Here is an 18,355-nt window from a genome sequence, read left to right as displayed (position 1 = left end):
TTAATATCTAAGATAATTCAAAGCTAAGTTAATCCAAATCTAAATTAATTCCAGCAAAGTCTCATTAATGCAAAGGCACAACCAACACCGGAATATCACTGTGGTGCATCACTTTGTTGGCTGTTGATCCCATAAAAAACTGTTTGGTCGCACTGTGCGTTCGAGTGCCCATCACGATCAATTCTGCTGATTTTATTTTGGCGGCTTCGACAATGATTTGATGAACGCTGCCTTCTAATAATAACGATTCAACGTGGGGGTGCCACTCCATCGACGCCAGTTCACTGGTGCAAAAGTTATCAATACGTTGACCAATCGTCTCACGCAAATGCATTAAACCGTCTTGACGGATTTTACGGTATTGCGGCGCTGACAATGTCGACTCTAACGTTACTCGCACCGAATCAGGCATTGGGGCAATCACATGTAAAAAGATAATTTTAGCATCATATTGCTTGGCTAAACTAACAGCCATGCGAAAAGCAGGTCGCGAACCATCTTCAATATCAGACACGTAAAGGATTGTTTTTATTTGCGGGATCATAATCTTCTTAAGCTATATTATTAAATTAAGATGATTATATTGTGCTAGTTACCGCTCAATCATGATCTGAATCAACTGAGCGATAACAATTACGAATGGGCGAACTTAAACGCTGGCAAATGCCAGTTTAACCGCAAAGAATACAAATAACGAACCAACACCACCGCCCGATATAGCCGTGACTTTTTTACGCTTTTTAAACGCTGCAGCCAGCGTCGAACCCGCATAAATTAACACGGCTAAATACACCAAACTAAAAAATTGTAACGTCAGGGCTAAGATAAAAAAAGGCACTGCCGGCGATGGATAATTTGGATCAACAAACTGCACAAAAAATGACAAGAAAAATAATATCGCTTTAGGATTTAAGATGCTCACCAACAACGCTTTATTAAACGCTTTGGTACCCGTCGTTTTCTTTAGTGATATTTTATCATCTAACCCATTGTCATCTAATGTTTTCCACGTTGATATCGCCCCACCAATCAGAGTAATACCAATGTATATCAGATAGGCTGCACCGGCATACTTAACCACCATGAACACGGCAGGGTAAGCAGTCAAAATTGAAATCGCGCCCAAGGCTGTCGCAATCATCAACAAGCTATCGCCGACAAATACCCCAGCTACTGCCGCCCAGCCACTGCGCGTGCCTTGTTGTGCAGCCAGTGACAGCACGTAAATAGAGTTAGGCCCTGGTAATAAGATGATCAACACCGCCCCCAAAACATAGGTTAAGTAATTGATTATGCCAAAACTTTCCACATTTAATCCTTAGTTATAACAAATTAGCCAATGCTAACGCCACGCATTAGTCGAAGACCTGACAGGTTAGTAAATTCAATGACTTTTATCAATATTTAATCCCAATCTCATTAATTCAATGATCATCTGTGCTTGAATTAAAAAAGTGGTTTCATTTTATCACGCAGCCAAGCTAGCGCCGGACCAACGCATTGATTTTTCGCCATCACCAAATCAACCGGTACATGCCACGCTTTGTGGTCAAAGGTAGTCATCAGGACTTTCACCTGCCCCAATGTAACAGCCGCTTTAACCAGATGACTTGGTAAGTAACTCCAGCCTAAGCCTTGCAACATTAAGCAATAAAGCGCATTAAACGAATCGCAATACCAAAGATTAGCGCTCATTGGCGGCAGTTGATGAAGATCGTTTTGCCCTAAGCCACTTATCACCAACTGACGATGACCGATCAAGTCTGCTGTAGAGATTGTCTCATTGGCGGCCAATGGATGATTGCGACTGACCACAGCGACAAAATCGACGCCACCGAGGTAGCATAAATCAAGCGCTTGCGGAAAAGAAAGGTCGCTAAACATCAGACCAATGTCGGCTTGTTGTGCTTGAATTAACGTGGCCACATTTTGACTAGTGGTCGTTTTAATGGTCAATGTCGTTGCACAAAAACGTAACGAAAAATCGCTTAACAACTGTTGAAGTTGCGGTATCAACAATGCGTCATCAAGCGCTATCACCAAACCTGCTTCTTCATTGTTATCGAGCGCTAAGGCGACCGTTTCCATCTCGTGAGCTTGTTTTAATACTGCTTGAGCATGTGACAATAACTGCTGGCCTTTTACCGTTAAAGTAGGTTTACGGGTTGAGCGGTCAAATAATAGCGTGGCCAAGTCCACTTCCAAGTTCGCAATACCCTGACTAACAGCCGATTGTGCTTTACTGAGTTTTCGCGCACAGGCAGAAAAGGAACCCGTTTCGACCACAGTTACAAACATTCTGAGATGGTCTAAATTATACATATCACTTTTCCTGATGGTTACTAACTTCTAAAGATATTAAATACTGATATTATACAACAATAATTTTTAGTCCATTTATTCTCACAGGAAACCTAACTATGGGCACGGCTGAACGTATTTTTCACAGCATTTTATATGAAGCATTGGCGTTAATTATTGGCGTAACGCTGGCGGCATTGTTTTTACAACATGATAAAAGCCTATTAGCGAGTCTCGGCATTGCTTTTTCTGTCATCGCGATGGTCTGGAATTATTTTTACAATCTGATCTTTGACCGTTTCTTTGGTCAAGATAGAATAAAGCGCACAATTAAAATTCGTGCTGCTCATGCCTTATTTTTCGAATTTGGTTTATTAGTGGTGACTACCCCACTCATTATGTGGGCATTAGATCTCGACTTTATCAGTGCTCTGTTAATGGATATCGGCGCTGCAATTTTCTTCACTCTTTATACCATGGGATTTAATTGGGTTTATGATCTGCTGCGCCACCGCTTATACCCAGATAAACAGCTAGCTTAATCAAACTATGTTATTCAAATTATCTCAGCCAAACTATTTTAGCCAAACTATAATTGGTGGCGGCGATTGGCAGCATCATTAACAACCACTCGCCCCGTATCAATTGATTGGCAAATGTGTTCAAACACAGCACCAGCATTCGCATCATCGTCAGCGACGAAATAGCTGTGCCCAATTGGCCAATCGTACTGTGAGTTTACGTTATCGCAATCTATTGCAAATACGTTAGCTTGAACCTTCGCCATATCTTCTGGCCCGGTATGGCCTAAGCGCCGCGAAGCCACTCTGTTTTTTAGGTTAGATATTTTACTCGCTTGTAAGGCCAAATCATCGGCCGCATAATAAACGCTTACATTGCGCGACGACTCACTTATCAACCGACCAGATTGTTGTTTTTCAAGTGCTTCATTGACCACATCGGCCGCGACCATAAAGGTATTTCTAAATAATAGCGGCACCCCATTGGCCAAATCGTAGTGATCCCAAGTACTGAGTGTTTCGCGTAACACCCGATTACCCATTGAATGGGCTAACACATTGATCCGCTTAAGGCATGGCGCCTCATCAGTCGCCAGGTGACGCCAGTGGATAAATTTTTGCAATACCCGGGCAAAGGAATAACCACTTAAGTCGGCAGACTTTTGATCGTCCCAATAATCTTTAATCATGCCAAAGTCATTATCACAAGGCCAAATTAGCGGGATCACCTCAACCATGCCCTCTTTATACTGATTAAATGACTGCTGCAGTAATTGTGCGCGCTCAAAAACATCGGGTTCGGGCATGCAAGCCGACCCATGAATATAAAAAAGTAACTGTTTAGCAGCCGACTTTTTTAGCGCATTCATTAACGCGACAGAACCTATTTCACGATAGTCATCATGGCCATACCGCTGACAGTAAAACGCTGAGTTAGCCGGTGCATTAATATTAAGATCAAATTGATAAGCTCGGTTTAATGTCGTTTCAATCGAGCCTTGCGGCGTTCTATTGGTGATAAATAACATCCGTTTCCCCTCGTATTAATCAATTATTGATAGGCTAATTCCACTTGTCTTAACTGCAAAAACAACGCTATGGCAGTTACATTAGTCACACTTTTATAATCTGTAAAAAATACCATCGTTTTATTATTACTATATTTTAATGCTGGACTATGCTGTTTGCTACTAACAATATTTTAAGGGATTAAAATGATTACAACTCGCCTACCCCAACGCGCCCTGCGTTGTTTACTCGTCACTGCTTCAATACTTTTAATCGCCAGTTGCGGCAGCAGCAGTGATGACACAGCCACCACGACCAGCACCACCCAAAAAGAGCAAACACCAGCACAAACTACAGCGTAATTGTCGGGTCAAGTCAAATTAGAACAAGGCATTTTGTAACGAATCGGAGTAAAGCAGTGTCGAGGTTCAATGTATTAACGTGTCAGCTAACGTTATTCCCTTTGGTTACTATAACAATACCTTGGGTGATTCAATTCCAAAACCAACGTCACAAAACGACTCAGTGGCAGTCAAGTTTTGTAATGCACTGCTTAACCATGACGATTACTACCTAATCGCAAATGGCATTGATAGCACAAACGCTCAAACACAGGCCATCGCACACTCGCAAGCAATACAGACCGGTAATGTGGGGAGCAGCTTGGTACTAGATATGACCAATACCCCGATTCTCATTCCGGTGGTAAATAATAGTCAATTGACCATTAGCCCTTATGCAATGACTGGTGAGAGCTTCACCAAACCGCAATCATGACCCTAGCTGAACCGATGAATAACTCGTTCTCTATTTATTACATTGCGTCGTCGTATTATTTCTACTTGGAAGCGCAGGTCGATAATGGGACCAATGATACACCGGTATATACAGTCTTGGGTTGAAACCCAATTGCCAACCTCAGGGCTGGTGTTTAACCTGCCAGAGTTTAGCGCGGCCAATATTAATACGATGGCAATCATTTTTCTTGGCAGGCGAGCGATAGTCCGCGGTTGATGGCTTCAACCTTGAGCTAGATTTTACCGGAGCAAGCTGGAATATATTTATGGCGGCGACAGTAAACAATTATGTGCTGCCAACCTTACCTAGCGCTGTCAGTAGTGAAATAGTGATCGCCATTGCCGATGGCTACTTAACATTGCTTGATTTTAAGTAATTAACCGGATTTGACGCCACGGTGCAGGCCATTGTCCAAGGTGATTTAACCTTAGACAATGGTTTGGCTCTCTTTAGTTCGAGCACAGTGATGTATCCGTTTGAGATCCCGTTAGACTAAATTAGTTAGTGAGCGAGCAAGTTCACTTAATATCTAAAACCTAAAAATCAAATGCCAGGGCCGTTAGCGTGCTGTTAACGGCCTTATTATTTGTCTATCGCTGATGTTGTGACCAAGTCTTATTCCTACAAATTAAAAAATAATCAAAATAAATTGAAATAAAATATCAAAAACACGGTTCTTATTAGATACATCCAGTAAATGTTAGCCACATTCATCACAGTGGCCCCAAATACACGAGTATTCATTATGCTTAACAACAAAACTGTAATTAATCTTGTAATGAGTTGTCTTATCCTGATTTTTTCAGCAACCAGTAATGCTGGTTCAAAAACGTATACCGCTTTTTTTAGTGATTTAGCCGTATCGGGTTACGACACGGTTGCTTATTTTACCCAAGCTAAACCCGTCAAAGGCAGCAGTGATTTTACAACCCAATATCAAGGGGCGACTTGGCAATTTAGTAGCCAAGAAAATTTAGCCCTTTTTGCTCAAGCGCCGACCAAATATGCACCTCAGTACGGTGGCTATTGTGCTTGGGCTGTTTCACAAGGTGATACGGCCAGTTCAGATCCCAAAGCATGGAAAATAGTCGATGACAAGCTCTATCTAAATTACAATTTTGATATTCAGAATAAGTGGCTTAAAGACTCGCAAAAATTGATCTTGCAAGCTGACCAAAACTGGCCTGGCGTCATCAACTAATGTAGCGCTACCATTAAATTAACTATCGAGAACATCATGAAAAACCGTATCACCACAATATTTAGCTGGCTGGCTGTCGTTTGGATTTGCAAAGTATTTTTATCTTCATTACCTTATAAGTTTACCGGCCATCCCGATACCCAGCATATATTTGGCACTATCGGATTATGGATCCAAGATAGCTTTAACGTAACTTTAGGCCAATGGTTTGTCGCTAATGGCGCTGTCGCTGTCGGACTGGTTGAATTGTTAGCAGCGCTGATATTACTGTTGCCAGCACTGCTGTGGGCAGCCAAGAAGCTAAATATCATCGAGCAATCACCTTCACGGGCATTGATCCACACGGCCGGTGGTCTGTTATCAGCAGCCGTGATGTCTGGCGCAGTATTTTTTCATTTAGCGACTCCGCTCGGGGTTGAGGTATTACACAACGGTGTCAGTGATGGTGGTTCGTTATTTTATGCCGCGGTTTCAATTTTGATCTTAGGCTTGCTCTTGGCGGTGATTAATAACCGTCAAACCAAGCATTGAATGGGATCGATTGTGACCTATTACTTTTACGTAAAACAAGGGTGAATCTATTCTCATGTTAATTCGAATTTTACTGGTACTAAGTTATATATTTTGGTGCATTAAGTTATGGGTTAAACCTTGGCATTACTTTAGGCTCAACGGTGACTATTTTAATCAAAATAAAGGCTTATTCTCAAAGCTCGACATTGACCGATTAATTCCTGCCCACTGGCGCTTGTCTCAGTGGATTGATGATCCCTGCCGTCAACCGCAACGCTTTCCGGTTTTTGTTAAACCTGAGTGGGGACAAAATTCTCAAGGTATTGGCCGAGCAGATAATATAGCGCAGCTGCAACGGTTACGTCGTTTGCGCACCGCCACTGATATGGAATATCTGGTCCAAGAAGCAGCGTTAGGCGCAATCGAGTTTGAAATGTTTAGTATTTTAGATCATCAAAATCTCAGTCAATCGGCTATTTTATCCGTTACTCAGGTCAGCAACTCAAGCCAAGAGGCTTACCCAATTAACGGTATTTATAACGATAATACGCATTATCAAGATATCACCCCTCGCTTAACGTCAATGCAACGCAATGCATTAGCTGAGCATATTAGTCAAATGGGCCCGTTTAAAATTTCACGGGTTGGCGTGCGCGCCGATTCGCTTGAACAGTTAATTAATGGCAATTTCCAAGTCATCGAAATTAACCTCTTTGTGCCAATGCCACTGGTTTTATTAAGCTCGAACACCGCGCTTAAAGACAAAATCAGTTTTGTGTTTAATGCGATGTTGGCACTGGCCAAAGTCACCAAGGTTATACCCAAAGATCAACCGCGCACTGCGGTTTTTTTCCAAAAACTCGGTCGGATGCGTCAGGCCAAACATCTTGTTAGCAATGAGGTCGGCAATGAAAGCCATTAAGAAATATATTTATGCCTGGATAAGTAAAAAATTCATGGGCGGGTGTAGCAGTTATAACAGCCTTGAAACACGCAGAGGTTGCCGATCGAAAGAACAAGCGCGCCAAGTTTTTGAACAAGGCAATGTGCCACATGCCAAAGGTGAAATTTTCTTAAACCCGTTGGTTGCGCACCGGTTTGCTAAACAACATGGATTTCCTTTAGTGATTAAGCCCAATGTCAGTGGTTTTTCGCGCGGCAGTCATTTCCCCATTAATAACTACCGACAGTTATGGAAGGCGATATTCCTCGCAAAATTATGGTGGCCGACCACGGTAGTAGAACAGTTCTTGTTAGGAAAAAATTACCGCGTGGTCGTGATCAAAGGCCAAATAATGTCGGTGATTGAGCGTTATGCGCCATTCGTTACTGGTGACGGCCAGCACAGCATTAGTGAGCTGATTGACCAAGAAAATGCTATTCGCCAACAAATGGGCTTGTTTCCCTGCATGTATCGGCTAACTAAAAATTCCACCACAGTCGATTTCTTAAAAAAACAACAATTGAGCTTAAATAACATCCCTGCCCCTGGCGCTATTGTGACGTTATTTTACCGCATTTCGTTAGCGCCAGGCGGTGTGGTACGCACCATCGACAAACAAAGCATTCCTGCGCTCAATAACCAACTTTTTCTCGATGTGCTGCAAATGTTTGACGCCAATATTTTAGGGATAGATGTTATTTTTGAACACGATATCAGCCAAGAATATACCAAGCAAAAATGTATCTTTTTGGAAGTGAATTCACGCCCGTACCTCAAAATGCACGATTATCCACGTTATGGTGAAAAAGAAGACCTAAGCCCTTATTTTAGCCAGCTTGACCAGTTAGATATAGCGCAAGCTGATCTATTCTAATGACCACGAACACGGCCAGTTTTTACCGGTTTTGCGCCGTCCATTCATTATTGATTGGGCTGCTGCCGTTTTTTATCCCGGTAATTTTGTGGCAACAAGGCTTTGGGCTGGCTCAAATTAGTCTGTTTGTTGCCATCACAGGATTGGGGTTTATGGTGTCACTGCGTTGGTGGCAATCATTGTATCAACGATCGCAATGGCGCCAAATTCTGGCACTCTCATTTATCGCAGAACTTGGCTTAATTGCGGTTATTATCAGCGCTGACAACACCGTGCTGTTAATCGGTGGTGCGCTGCTCAATGGCATGTATAACTGTTTTTATTGGACCACCCAGCGAGTTATGTTCAGTGCCATGACGAATCAAAATCGTTCAAAAAAAACAAGTAATAAAACCGGCAGGCAATACGGTAACTTTCAAATATTGGTGGTGTTCTTACTTAAACTTGGTATTTTAATTGGCGCTTACCTTCAAGAAAATCAGCACTTTGAACTATTATTTGGCACCAGCTTCTTTTTATCATTACTGGCAATCTTAGTCTTATTACGTGCAGACAATGATCCTAAAATTGAACGCAAGCAAGCTAAACCATTAAGCAAGCGCAATAAACTGGTGTTCGCAATAGATGGCGTATTTCTGTTTTTTGAAAGCTATTTTTGGGTCTTAAGCCTATTTTTTATCAGCCGCGGCAATGTGTTTGAACTTGGCTTGATGCTAGTGGCATTAACGCTGGTATTAAGTCTTATTTTTATGGTAATAAAGAACACCATTGACCGCTTAAACCAACATTATGTTTTTTATAGCGCGGTTGTTTTATACGCCTTATCCTGTGCATTACGTGGCATGCTGACGGTTGAGATTGAAGGTGTGTCTCTTTACCTATTGATCTTGCTGATTGCGTTTTTAACCTCCTTTTTTCGCCTTAGTTTTAATAAACGATTTTTCGATCATGCTAATCAACTAGATGCTCTCAATATTATCTGGTTAAAAAGCTATTTATCTCAAGGGGCTATTGTGATTTTCTTCGCTGTACTTGCCACAGTATTGTTCTTTGGCGATGCTACCGTTGCTGACTTACCTGCGCTGTATTGGCTGTTAGCGCCAGCCGGATTATTGTACGCGCTTTACGGCCCCACTCCAGTTACCACAAAACACCTAACGCAACTGTCAGGCTCTGACTCAATTAACTATGTGCCAACGCACGATAAACGGATTATCTAAATGAACGTAATTATAAAAGGCTGCGTTGAGTCGCTCGATCAAATGATCGAATTTATTGATGGGCTAAGCGATGACTGTTATCAGCAATCACCTGCTCCGCTGTTTGATAGTTCAATCGGCCAACACTTGCGCCATATTCTTGACCTGTATATGGCACTGATAAATCCAACTCAAGCCCATACCATTGATTACGATATTCGTCGCCGAGGTCTGGCCTTAGAAAGGGTCAAAATTGAAGGGATTAATGAACTGCAATTGATCCGAAATAGGTTATTACAACTCGATGTCAGCACTTTAGGTCAATCACTGAGCATACGCGGCGAAGTGTCGATTTACAGTGTGCAAAGTGTGCAATGTTATTCATCGTTAAGCCGAGAACTGTGCTTTGCCTCGAGCCACCTAACGCATCATTTAGCGTTAATGGCGGCTATTGCAAAATATTTAGGCCAATCAGTCACAACGGGGTTAGGCACCGCGCCATCCACAGCCAGCTTTTTACGCAGTCAACAGCAAGCACCGTGCGTCCAATAAGTGGGCAGAGATTGCAATAGCGATGACATGCAGTTAAATCGTGCACGCACGTCAAGTTATAACACGAAAATCAGGCCATACTCGCATGTCGATCGTTCTTAACCGACACGATAGCAAGGTCTCCTTGTGAAATTTGGCCGATGTTAACGATATATTTTCACAAGGGGAACGCAAGGAGAATTACTCGCCACCATTGAGAGTTAGTTTGGCCGGGTCTAATAATTGTTGCAGTTTATCGCGAGAAAGTTCGGTATGTTCTAATGCAACATCAATAATCGCGCGTTGTTCTTTATACGCAATTTTAGCTATTTTTGACGCTTTCTCGTAACCAATAATCGAATTAAGCGCCGTTACCAAAATTGGGTTTTTATACAAGGCTTGTTTAATATTGTCGCTGTTGACTTCAAACGTTGCAATTGCTTTGTCTGCTAGTAATTGCGAGCTGTTAGTCAATAGTTCAATGCTGCTCAGTAAGTTATTACTTATCATCGGCAGCATCACATTAAGTTCAAAGTTACCCGATTGGCCGCCGATAGTAATAGCAGCATCATTACCTATTACTTGCGCCGCAGCCATTGCGGTAGCTTCTGGAATAACCGGGTTTACTTTGCCGGGCATAATCGACGACCCCGGTTGCAAGGCTTCTAGTGCTATTTCACCTAACCCAGATAATGGCCCAGAGTTCATCCAACGTAAATCATTGGCTATTTTCATCAGCGAAACAGCCGTTGTTTTCAATTGGCCCGACAGCGCCACAGCAGTATCTTGGGAGCCAATAAGTGCAAAGAAGTTTTCACTGGCTATGAAATTAACCTCGGTAATAATAGATAACTTTTGATTAAATAAGTGGGCAAATTCTGGGTGAGCATTAATGCCGGTGCCAACAGCTGTGCCGCCTTGCGCTAACGTTTGAATAACCGGTTGTAGCGCTTGCAAGTTCGCAATGTTTTGCTTAATTTGACTGCTCCAACTATATAAACTTTGACTCATTCTGACTGGCATTGCGTCCATTAAATGCGTACGGCCAGTTTTAATATGATGGTCAATAGATTTGGCCTTAATATCAATTACCGCGGTCAGGTGTTTAAGGGCTGGCAACAATTGATGTTGCAGCTCTAACGCCGCACTGACATGAATGGTACTTGGGATAACATCATTACTACTTTGACCGTAATTTACATGATCATTAGGGCTGATCGTTAAGCCACTGTCTTGTGAAGCTATGTGTGAAATAACCTCGTTAGCATTCATATTAGTACTGGTGCCCGAGCCAGTTTGAAATACATCAACTGGGAAGTGAGTCATCATGTTTGGATCTTTAAGCAACTTGGCTATCGCCGCGACTATTGCATCGGCAATTTCAGGCGATATCACCGCTAATTCTTTGTTGGCATTAGCGGCAGCCATTTTTATTTTTAATAGCGCGCTAATGAAACTCTTGGGCATTACTTGACCGCTGATCGGGAAGTTATTAATCGCCCGCTGGGTTTGAGCACCGTAAAGTGCGTTAACCGGCACTTGCAGTTCGCCCATGCTATCTTGTTCGATTCTAAAATTGGTCATTAGCTTCATACCTTGCAAAGTAGCTAACCAGTTGGGTTAGCCTGTAATATTAAAATGGTGTTTGAGTAAATGCCGTATTTAACTGCTGGTTTACCGCGATATACAAATCGCGAATTTTCGAACCATGGGCATACTCGTTACTGATTTTTTTTAGCGACAATAGCGGCCGATGCACACATTCAAAACACATCCGGCGCCAGTGAGCTGGCACCTTAGGATCCTCGATGGTCGTTAGCAATAAGTGCAGTTGGCTGAGGTAAAGTTGCCATTGTTTATCGATAGGCAAGGTAGTTGATATTTGCTCGCCGAGCGTAAAATAGGCAACAAAGGCATCACTTCGTTCAGGATGTAATGCCTTTCTAATGACAGTACCTAGCTCGTGCCATAGTTTAATTTCATGTGTGACGTCGGTCATGTCATAGTGCTCCTGAATAATAGAGAGTATTGGAAATAACATTGCATCGTAATGATAACCATTATCATATAGGACTTTTAAACTGATAAACAGTTATTCTGAAAAAATACTCTTTATCCCGATTGACCAAAAAAGAGTTCCATTTTATAACGCGCATAAACTGGCATCTATTTCGGTAAACGGCTTTGTTTAGGTATTGCTTTTTTTAGGTATTGTATTGGCTTGAGTATATACTGTAGCGATGTCTGTATTTGAATTCTGGATTGCCCGGTCATAAATTGCTCGGTCATAAATAGACCAACCGCTAAAAGCTCTGTAGCAAACTGACCGGAGTCGCCACACAACACAATGACCACCCCATCGTATATGGGCTTATGGAACAACATGAATCAAAAAAATAACACCAGTAACCAGCAAACTATCTTCTGGCACGATTATGAAACCTGGGGAGCAGATACCCGGCGCGACCGCCCTGCCCAATTTGCCGGGATCCGTACCGATCTTGATTTAAATATTATCGACGACCCGGTCGAAATATACTGCCAACTCGCCAATGACTATCTGCCGCAGCCACAAGCCTGTTTCATTACTGGCTTAACCCCACAAAAAGTAAACCGACTCGGCATACCAGAAGCCCATTTTATTGAAAAAATAAATGATATTTTTTCAGTGCCTAACACCGTCGTCGCCGGATATAACAGTATTCGGTTCGATGATGAAATTACTCGTCAGTCGCTGTATCGAAACTTTTTAGATCCCTACGCCCGAGAATGGCAAAATGGTTGCTCACGCTGGGATATTATTGATTTAGTCCGTGCCTGTTATGCGCTGCGCCCTGAAGGCATTAACTGGCCAGAAAATGATGACGGTATTGTTAGTTTCCGGCTTGAGTTGCTCACTAAGGCCAATAATATCAAACACGAAGGTGCCCACGACGCAGTTTCAGATGTAATAGCGACAATTGAATTGGCCAAACTTATCAAACAGAAACAGCCAAAGCTATACCAATTTATTTTCGATTTACGCCGTAAACAACAAGTCTCAAAGTATTTAGATTTGGTCAATCTGACTCCCTTGGTTCATGTCACATCAAAGATCCCGGCAAGCCAAGGCTGTTGTACCTATATTACGCCTTTGGCTTATCACCCAAGCAACAAAAACGCGATCGTCTGTATTAACCTTAATATGGATTTAACCCCATTATTAGAGCTGGATGCGGCGCAACTTGCACAGCGGATGTATACTAAACGCAGCGAGCTTGGTGATGATTTACCGGTGCCAATAAAACTGATTCATATTAATAAATGTCCCGTTATTGCACCGGCAAAAACCCTAACGCCCGAGGCGGCAGATCGACACGGGATTGACCGCGCACTGTGCCGTAAAAATCTTGATTTATTAAAACAGCAACCACAATTACGTGAAAAAGTAGCGGCCGTATTTGAGATAGAGAGCGATCGCGCACCAGAAACCGATCCAGATTTAATGCTCTATAGTGGTGGCTTTTTTAGTGGATCCGACAAAGCTGCGATTGAGCGTATTAGCCAAACTGAGCCAGAACAATTGGCGAGCCTTGAGTTGCAATTTGACGATCCGCGACTAAAAGAAATGTTGTTTAGGTTTCGTGCCAGAAACTTCCCGCTGACCTTGTCAGTAGACGAGCACCAACAATGGAATGACTATCGTCGCAATGTACTTGACGGCGAAAGTTACGGTTTATTGCTTGAGAGCTTAGCAATTGAAAACCCAAATGATCAACGCAAGTTATCAATTTTAAAAGCGTTATTTGAATACGGCGCTAGTTTATAACTAGTTTTAAAAGCGTTAACACGCAATTTTAACGCAGACTTAGCCACTAAGCCTGCTGCTACACCACGGTTATGATGTTGCATTGCAAATTGCAATATCATCACCGTACCAATACCAACCTGAGTGAAATTCCACGACCAAAATATTAATTACCTATTGTTTTTAAACATAAATATTAACAAGTGACGCCGATGGCATGATGTTTGATTAACTATATTTAAACATAGGGAGCATAGTCATGACAGGATCAACACACACCTTCAGTAATTATTACGTCAAGCGTTACGGCACCATATTAAATATTTTCTGCTTTATCGGTCTAGTTTTTATCAGTAATTCTAGCAATGGCGCTCCATTTACTAACTGCCCAAGCAAGGCCTTTTTATTTCAAGGCAACCCTGTATCAACTTATGGGATCAATCTGGTGACAGGCAACTATACCTTGCTTGAAGATGACCCCGGTATAAACGCAAACATCAATGGTTTAGGCTTCAATGAGCAAGACAAGTATCTTTATGGCTATAATACCAGCCACTTTGAAATGGTGCGAATGGGCAGCGACTTTCAGGTGCAAACACTTAATTTAACGGGTTTGCCTGCTAACAAAACTTTTTATGTCGGTGATGTCGCTCAGCATTATTATTATTTATATCGTCGTAATGTTGGGTTTTATAAGGTTGATCTCTCACCTTTAGACCAAGACGCTAACGCCTCGTTAACCGCACAACTCATCACGAGTAATACCGCCGTCGGTTTAACTGATTTTGCTTTTCATCCGAACAGTAAAAAATTATTTGGGGTCGATAATGCCAGTGGTATTTTATACCAATTCGATCCCGACTCCGGTGTAACACTAGAGATGGGCAATACCGGACAAACCGGTACTTTTGGTGCGATGTATTTTGACGTAAATGGTTATTTTTACCTTTCACGTAATCAAGACGGCCAAATTTATCGGATTAATCTGTCCAGCTTAACCGCTAGCACAACTGACACTCAATTAATCAATCTGGACGTTACTGCAGTAAAATTTGCCGATGGTCCCAGCTCTAGTCAAAATGACGGCGCCCGGTGTGCTAGTGCCCCACTGATTGATGAAGACACCCCATCGACGATAGATTTTGGCGACGCACCAGCCAGCTATGGCACAACCTTAGCCGATAATGGCGCTCGCCATTTAATAAACTCTGCAATATTTTTAGGCTTAAACCAACCCGATGGTGATTATGATGGCTATGGGGGCAATGAGTCGGATGACAATACCTTGGTCAACTCAACAAGTTATGACGATGAAGACGGCGTTAATTTTGTTACCGCACTCGAAGCAGGCCTCGACAGTGTAGTCAGTGTTTATGCGTCGGGTTCAGGGGTACTAAGTGCATGGTTTGACTGGAATCGAGACGGTGATTTTAGCGATGCCAACGAGCAAGGCATCATCGATGTCGTGTTAACCCCCGGTCTTAATGTAGTGGCTATTCGAGTGCCACCTGACGCCGCTGTTGGTTCAAGCTGGAGTCGCTTTCGTTTTAGTGAGCAAACAAGCCTGAGTTATAGCGGCGGCAGTACTAGCGGCGAAGTCGAAGACCACCCGATCAATATTTCTGCAACTGACCTAAGTTATCGCTACTACCCAGCACAAAATGGTTGGGTTACTTTGGCTTATGAAGACAAATGGCCAGAAAGTGAAGATTACGATATGAATGATGTGGTGTTGCATTACCGCACAATTGAGGTCATTAAGGATAACATGATTGTTAGAATAGACATCGAAGGCGAGTTACAGGCATTAGGGGGTTATCATCACAGCGGTTTTGCCGTTCAGCTAGAAAATATTGATGAAAGGAACGTTAACAGCCAAACATTGCGTTTAATGCACAACAATGTGAAACAGCAATTTAGTGGGGTTAACGGTGCTACTGAGTATGAGATCCTTGAAAGTGGTAACGAACATGCCGTCGTGGTTGTTAGCCAAGACTTGTGGAAGCACGTCACAAGTGTTTGCATCCATTACCGCAGTGAACCCGGCTGTTCTCAATCGGCGGTATTTACTTTTGAGCTCAGCATCCCGTTAATTAATCCGATAGCACTAAGTGAGACGCCAGCGGCGCCGTATGATCCCTTTATCTTTGGCACAGAAGGTCTTTACCATGGCGAGATATTTGGTACTCACCCGGGGCGCAGTTTAGAAATTCACTTAGCTGACCACGCGCCAACGACAAAATTTAATACGGCCTTTTTAGGCTTAGCTGACGATACCAGCGATCCGGGAACTGGCCGCTATTTCAGAACCAGTAATAATCTGCCTTGGGCATTAGAAATAAACGATGCCTGGCACTGGCCCAGTGAACGAAAACCCTTGCTTACCGCATACCCAAAATTTGCCGAGTTTGTGCAATCACACGGCTCACAATATAGCGATTGGTTTCAACTCAATCAGGCTATTAACCAGCACCTATTTGAATAATATCGACTAGCGGGAGCCTATACCATGACTAAGCAACATCAACCTAGATCAACATTGTTTTTTATAATTGCTGGCTTAACGACATTGAGCTTAATTAGCTGTGGCGGCTCGGACGACAGCGCTGCTAATTCTAGCAGCGCTGAGCAGTCTGCCGATGCTGTGCTAGACATTAATCAATTAGTTGCCGCCAATGATTTCTCTTTCACGACAAAAAGCACCATTGAGGTTGAAATTGATCTTGCGCAATACAGCGATCAGCGTGCCTACCTCAATATATATCGCAGTTACCAATTACTCGATTCGGGACAATATTATCCCGATCCGGCAAGTAGGATCCTCGCAAGTGCGCTAACCGATGGTAAAATTAACCATTCATTTATTGGTTTACAACAGCAAGGTGAGTATTTAATTGAAATCTGGCGCTATGATGGTCAACAGCCCCATCAGCAGACTGTTACGGTCGTAGATAATCGGCTAACTATGCAGTAATTGACTCAACAGTAAGACAGGGTAACCCCATCAGAGGGCGCTTTATTAAACACCAACACTTTAAATCAATTGTGACCCTAGCTACATTTAAGATGAACTGAACTAATGGAGTGACTACTAAGGAAATAAAACAGATATATAGCCGTGCAAAACCTAAGCTACACGCGAGTAGCTTGCTCGATAATCCTGAGAGTTAGCCAATTTCATGATAATATTATTCGTAGGTGGTAGCATTTGAACGCTGAAAAACACCAAAACAGTGCAACTAACAATCGATTTGCATCAAAAATTGTCATTCGTTGCAAAACAATGATTAATCACTAGCTTCGGGCTGTGTTAGCGATTATTCTCAGCTAAAAAATATTATTATAATTTAAGGTTAAATGATGAAGCTCGATTTTTCTCAAATGCAAGAAAACATTGATCAGGCCGTGACACTGCTTAAAGCAATGGCCAATAATCATCGCTTGATGATTTTGTGTATGTTATTGGATAAAGAGTTATCGGTCTCGCAACTTAATGAGTTAATCCCTGTGGCACAATCATCGCTATCACAACACTTAGCTTGGTTACGCCGCGAAGGCTTTGTTACTACTCGGCGCGATTCACAAACAATTTATTATTCATTAGATAGCGCTGAAGTCACCGCTATTATTAAGGCATTGCATCATCAATATTGCGATGCTGACACTGGCGAAATAGCACATAAATAACCGGTTAAGATCGGTCGTGGTTAGGCTGTCATTTTTTTGCTAAGCCGACAGCCTGAGCCAATTATTTTTTAGGGTTATTACAATCGAATTTTTGTAACCGTGCATGCAAACTCGAGGTGTCCCAGCGATTACCGCCAATGCCCTGCACTTCACTGTAAAACTGATCGACTAAGGCAGTGACCGGTAATTTAGCCTGGTTACGACGCGCTTCATCGAGCGTAATGGCTAAATCTTTACGCATCCAATCCACAGCAAAGCCAAATTCATAGCTATTATCAATCATTGCCTGATGGCGGTTGTCCATTTGCCACGATTGCGCAGCGCCTTTAGAAATGACATCAATCACCTTATTAACATCGAGATCGGCACATTTAGCAAAATGAACGGCTTCAGCAAGCCCTTGCACCACACCCGCGATACAAATTTGATTGACCATCTTAGCCAACTGACCACTGCCAACTTCGCCGATCCGCTCGGCACAACGGGCGTATGCGCCAATAATTGGCTTAACGCGTTGAAAAACGCTATGTTCACCACCAATCATAATAGTTAACACCCCATTTTCGGCCCCAGCTTGACCACCAGAAACCGGTGCGTCAAGGAAATCTACACCCTGCTGCGCACAAACTAACGCCAGTTCACGCGCAACATCGGCCGATGCCGTTGTATGATCAACCAAAATACTGCCTTGGACCATGCCGGCAAGCGCGCCAGATTCGCCCAGCACTACTGAACGTAAATCGTCGTCATTGCCGACACAAACAAACACCACTTCAGCATCTGCGGCAGCATCACATGGCGTTTTACCCACCCGGCCTTGATATTGAATTCGCCACTGTTCCGCTTTACTGCCCGTGCGGTTGTAGACACAAACGTCATGACCCGCTTGTTTAAGATAGCCGGCCATTGGATATCCCATGACCCCTAAACCAATAAATGCAATTTTCATCATGTTTCCCTCGTCATCAATAAATAATTATTAGCACCAAGCA

General features: G+C 42.7%; 20 protein-coding genes. 13 read left to right on the top strand and 7 right to left on the bottom strand.

Annotated features, from left to right (window positions below):
* Positions 1–64: 64 nt before the first annotated feature.
* The 3 genes from HRU23_08070 to HRU23_08060 form a co-directional block, all read right to left on the bottom strand.
* Positions 65–544, bottom strand: coding sequence for a universal stress protein (locus HRU23_08070; GenBank protein ID NRA54085.1), 480 nt, complete (start codon positions 542–544; stop codon positions 65–67).
* A 105-nt stretch (positions 545–649) separates the two neighbouring features.
* On the bottom strand, positions 650–1,309 hold the full coding sequence (gene leuE, locus HRU23_08065; GenBank protein NRA54084.1) for a leucine efflux protein LeuE: 660 nt from the start codon (positions 1,307–1,309) through the stop codon (positions 650–652).
* Positions 1,310–1,446: 137 nt separating this feature from the next.
* Positions 1,447–2,322 carry a LysR family transcriptional regulator gene (locus HRU23_08060; protein NRA54083.1) on the bottom strand — a complete coding sequence of 292 codons (876 nt, stop codon included), beginning with the start codon at positions 2,320–2,322 and terminating at the stop codon, positions 1,447–1,449.
* A 98-nt stretch (positions 2,323–2,420) separates the two neighbouring features.
* Here HRU23_08060 and HRU23_08055 point away from each other — a divergent pair, with 98 nt between their 5' ends.
* A complete protein-coding gene (locus tag HRU23_08055) occupies positions 2,421–2,843 on the top strand; it encodes a PACE efflux transporter (GenBank protein NRA54082.1) in 423 nt (140 codons plus the stop codon).
* A gap of 47 nt (positions 2,844–2,890) precedes the next feature.
* Here HRU23_08055 and HRU23_08050 read toward each other — a convergent pair whose 3' ends face one another.
* A complete protein-coding gene (locus HRU23_08050; GenBank protein ID NRA54081.1) occupies positions 2,891–3,850 on the bottom strand; it encodes an alpha/beta hydrolase in 960 nt (319 codons plus the stop codon).
* A 186-nt stretch (positions 3,851–4,036) separates the two neighbouring features.
* Between HRU23_08050 and HRU23_08045 the strand changes: the two genes are divergently transcribed.
* The 8 genes from HRU23_08045 to HRU23_08010 all read left to right on the top strand — a co-directional run bounded on the left by HRU23_08045 (position 4,037) and on the right by HRU23_08010 (position 9,910).
* Positions 4,037–4,192, top strand: coding sequence for a hypothetical protein (locus HRU23_08045; GenBank protein NRA54080.1), 156 nt, complete (start codon positions 4,037–4,039; stop codon positions 4,190–4,192).
* A 79-nt stretch (positions 4,193–4,271) separates the two neighbouring features.
* Entirely contained in the window at positions 4,272–4,607 is a 336-nt protein-coding gene (locus HRU23_08040) for a hypothetical protein (GenBank protein ID NRA54079.1), read from the top strand.
* A gap of 766 nt (positions 4,608–5,373) precedes the next feature.
* The gene (locus HRU23_08035) at positions 5,374–5,829 is read left to right on the top strand and encodes a YHS domain-containing protein (protein ID NRA54078.1); all 456 of its coding nucleotides are present in this window, start codon (positions 5,374–5,376) and stop codon (positions 5,827–5,829) included.
* A gap of 36 nt (positions 5,830–5,865) precedes the next feature.
* A complete protein-coding gene (locus tag HRU23_08030) occupies positions 5,866–6,360 on the top strand; it encodes a hypothetical protein (GenBank protein NRA54077.1) in 495 nt (164 codons plus the stop codon).
* Between the two features lie 55 nt (positions 6,361–6,415).
* Positions 6,416–7,264 (top strand): hypothetical protein, encoded by an 849-nt coding sequence (locus HRU23_08025; GenBank protein ID NRA54076.1) that lies wholly within the window; start codon positions 6,416–6,418, stop codon positions 7,262–7,264.
* The gene (locus HRU23_08020; GenBank protein ID NRA54075.1) at positions 7,251–8,159 is read left to right on the top strand and encodes a cyanophycin synthetase; all 909 of its coding nucleotides are present in this window, start codon (positions 7,251–7,253) and stop codon (positions 8,157–8,159) included. Before HRU23_08025 ends, HRU23_08020 begins: the two co-directional genes overlap by 14 nt.
* Positions 8,159–9,379 (top strand): MFS transporter, encoded by a 1,221-nt coding sequence (locus tag HRU23_08015; protein NRA54074.1) that lies wholly within the window; start codon positions 8,159–8,161, stop codon positions 9,377–9,379. The genes HRU23_08020 and HRU23_08015 overlap by 1 nt, the downstream gene beginning before the upstream one ends.
* Entirely contained in the window at positions 9,380–9,910 is a 531-nt protein-coding gene (locus tag HRU23_08010) for a DinB family protein (protein ID NRA54073.1), read from the top strand.
* A gap of 180 nt (positions 9,911–10,090) precedes the next feature.
* Here HRU23_08010 and HRU23_08005 read toward each other — a convergent pair whose 3' ends face one another.
* Positions 10,091–11,473: a class II fumarate hydratase gene (locus tag HRU23_08005; GenBank protein ID NRA54072.1), complete on the bottom strand. Its 1,383-nt coding sequence runs from the start codon at positions 11,471–11,473 to the stop codon at positions 10,091–10,093.
* A 49-nt stretch (positions 11,474–11,522) separates the two neighbouring features.
* Entirely contained in the window at positions 11,523–11,888 is a 366-nt protein-coding gene (locus HRU23_08000; GenBank protein ID NRA54071.1) for a hypothetical protein, read from the bottom strand.
* 384 nt (positions 11,889–12,272) lie between these two features.
* Between HRU23_08000 and sbcB the strand changes: the two genes are divergently transcribed.
* The 4 genes from sbcB to HRU23_07980 all read left to right on the top strand — a co-directional run bounded on the left by sbcB (position 12,273) and on the right by HRU23_07980 (position 17,363).
* Positions 12,273–13,697, top strand: coding sequence for an exodeoxyribonuclease I (sbcB, locus tag HRU23_07995; protein NRA54070.1), 1,425 nt, complete (start codon positions 12,273–12,275; stop codon positions 13,695–13,697).
* A 238-nt stretch (positions 13,698–13,935) separates the two neighbouring features.
* The gene (locus tag HRU23_07990) at positions 13,936–16,161 is read left to right on the top strand and encodes an LruC domain-containing protein (GenBank protein ID NRA54069.1); all 2,226 of its coding nucleotides are present in this window, start codon (positions 13,936–13,938) and stop codon (positions 16,159–16,161) included.
* A 24-nt stretch (positions 16,162–16,185) separates the two neighbouring features.
* Entirely contained in the window at positions 16,186–16,650 is a 465-nt protein-coding gene (locus tag HRU23_07985; GenBank protein NRA54068.1) for a hypothetical protein, read from the top strand.
* 383 nt (positions 16,651–17,033) lie between these two features.
* Positions 17,034–17,363 (top strand): winged helix-turn-helix transcriptional regulator, encoded by a 330-nt coding sequence (locus HRU23_07980; protein ID NRA54067.1) that lies wholly within the window; start codon positions 17,034–17,036, stop codon positions 17,361–17,363.
* A 61-nt stretch (positions 17,364–17,424) separates the two neighbouring features.
* On the opposite strand, the gene HRU23_07975 is transcribed toward HRU23_07980, so the two are convergent.
* Positions 17,425–18,315 carry an NAD(P)-dependent oxidoreductase gene (locus HRU23_07975; GenBank protein ID NRA54066.1) on the bottom strand — a complete coding sequence of 297 codons (891 nt, stop codon included), beginning with the start codon at positions 18,313–18,315 and terminating at the stop codon, positions 17,425–17,427.
* Positions 18,316–18,355: the final 40 nt, after the last annotated feature.

This window comes from Gammaproteobacteria bacterium (genome assembly GCA_013214945.1).
Lineage (GTDB): Bacteria > Pseudomonadota > Gammaproteobacteria > Enterobacterales > Psychrobiaceae > Psychrobium.
This window is presented reverse-complemented; position numbering and strand designations above follow the sequence as displayed.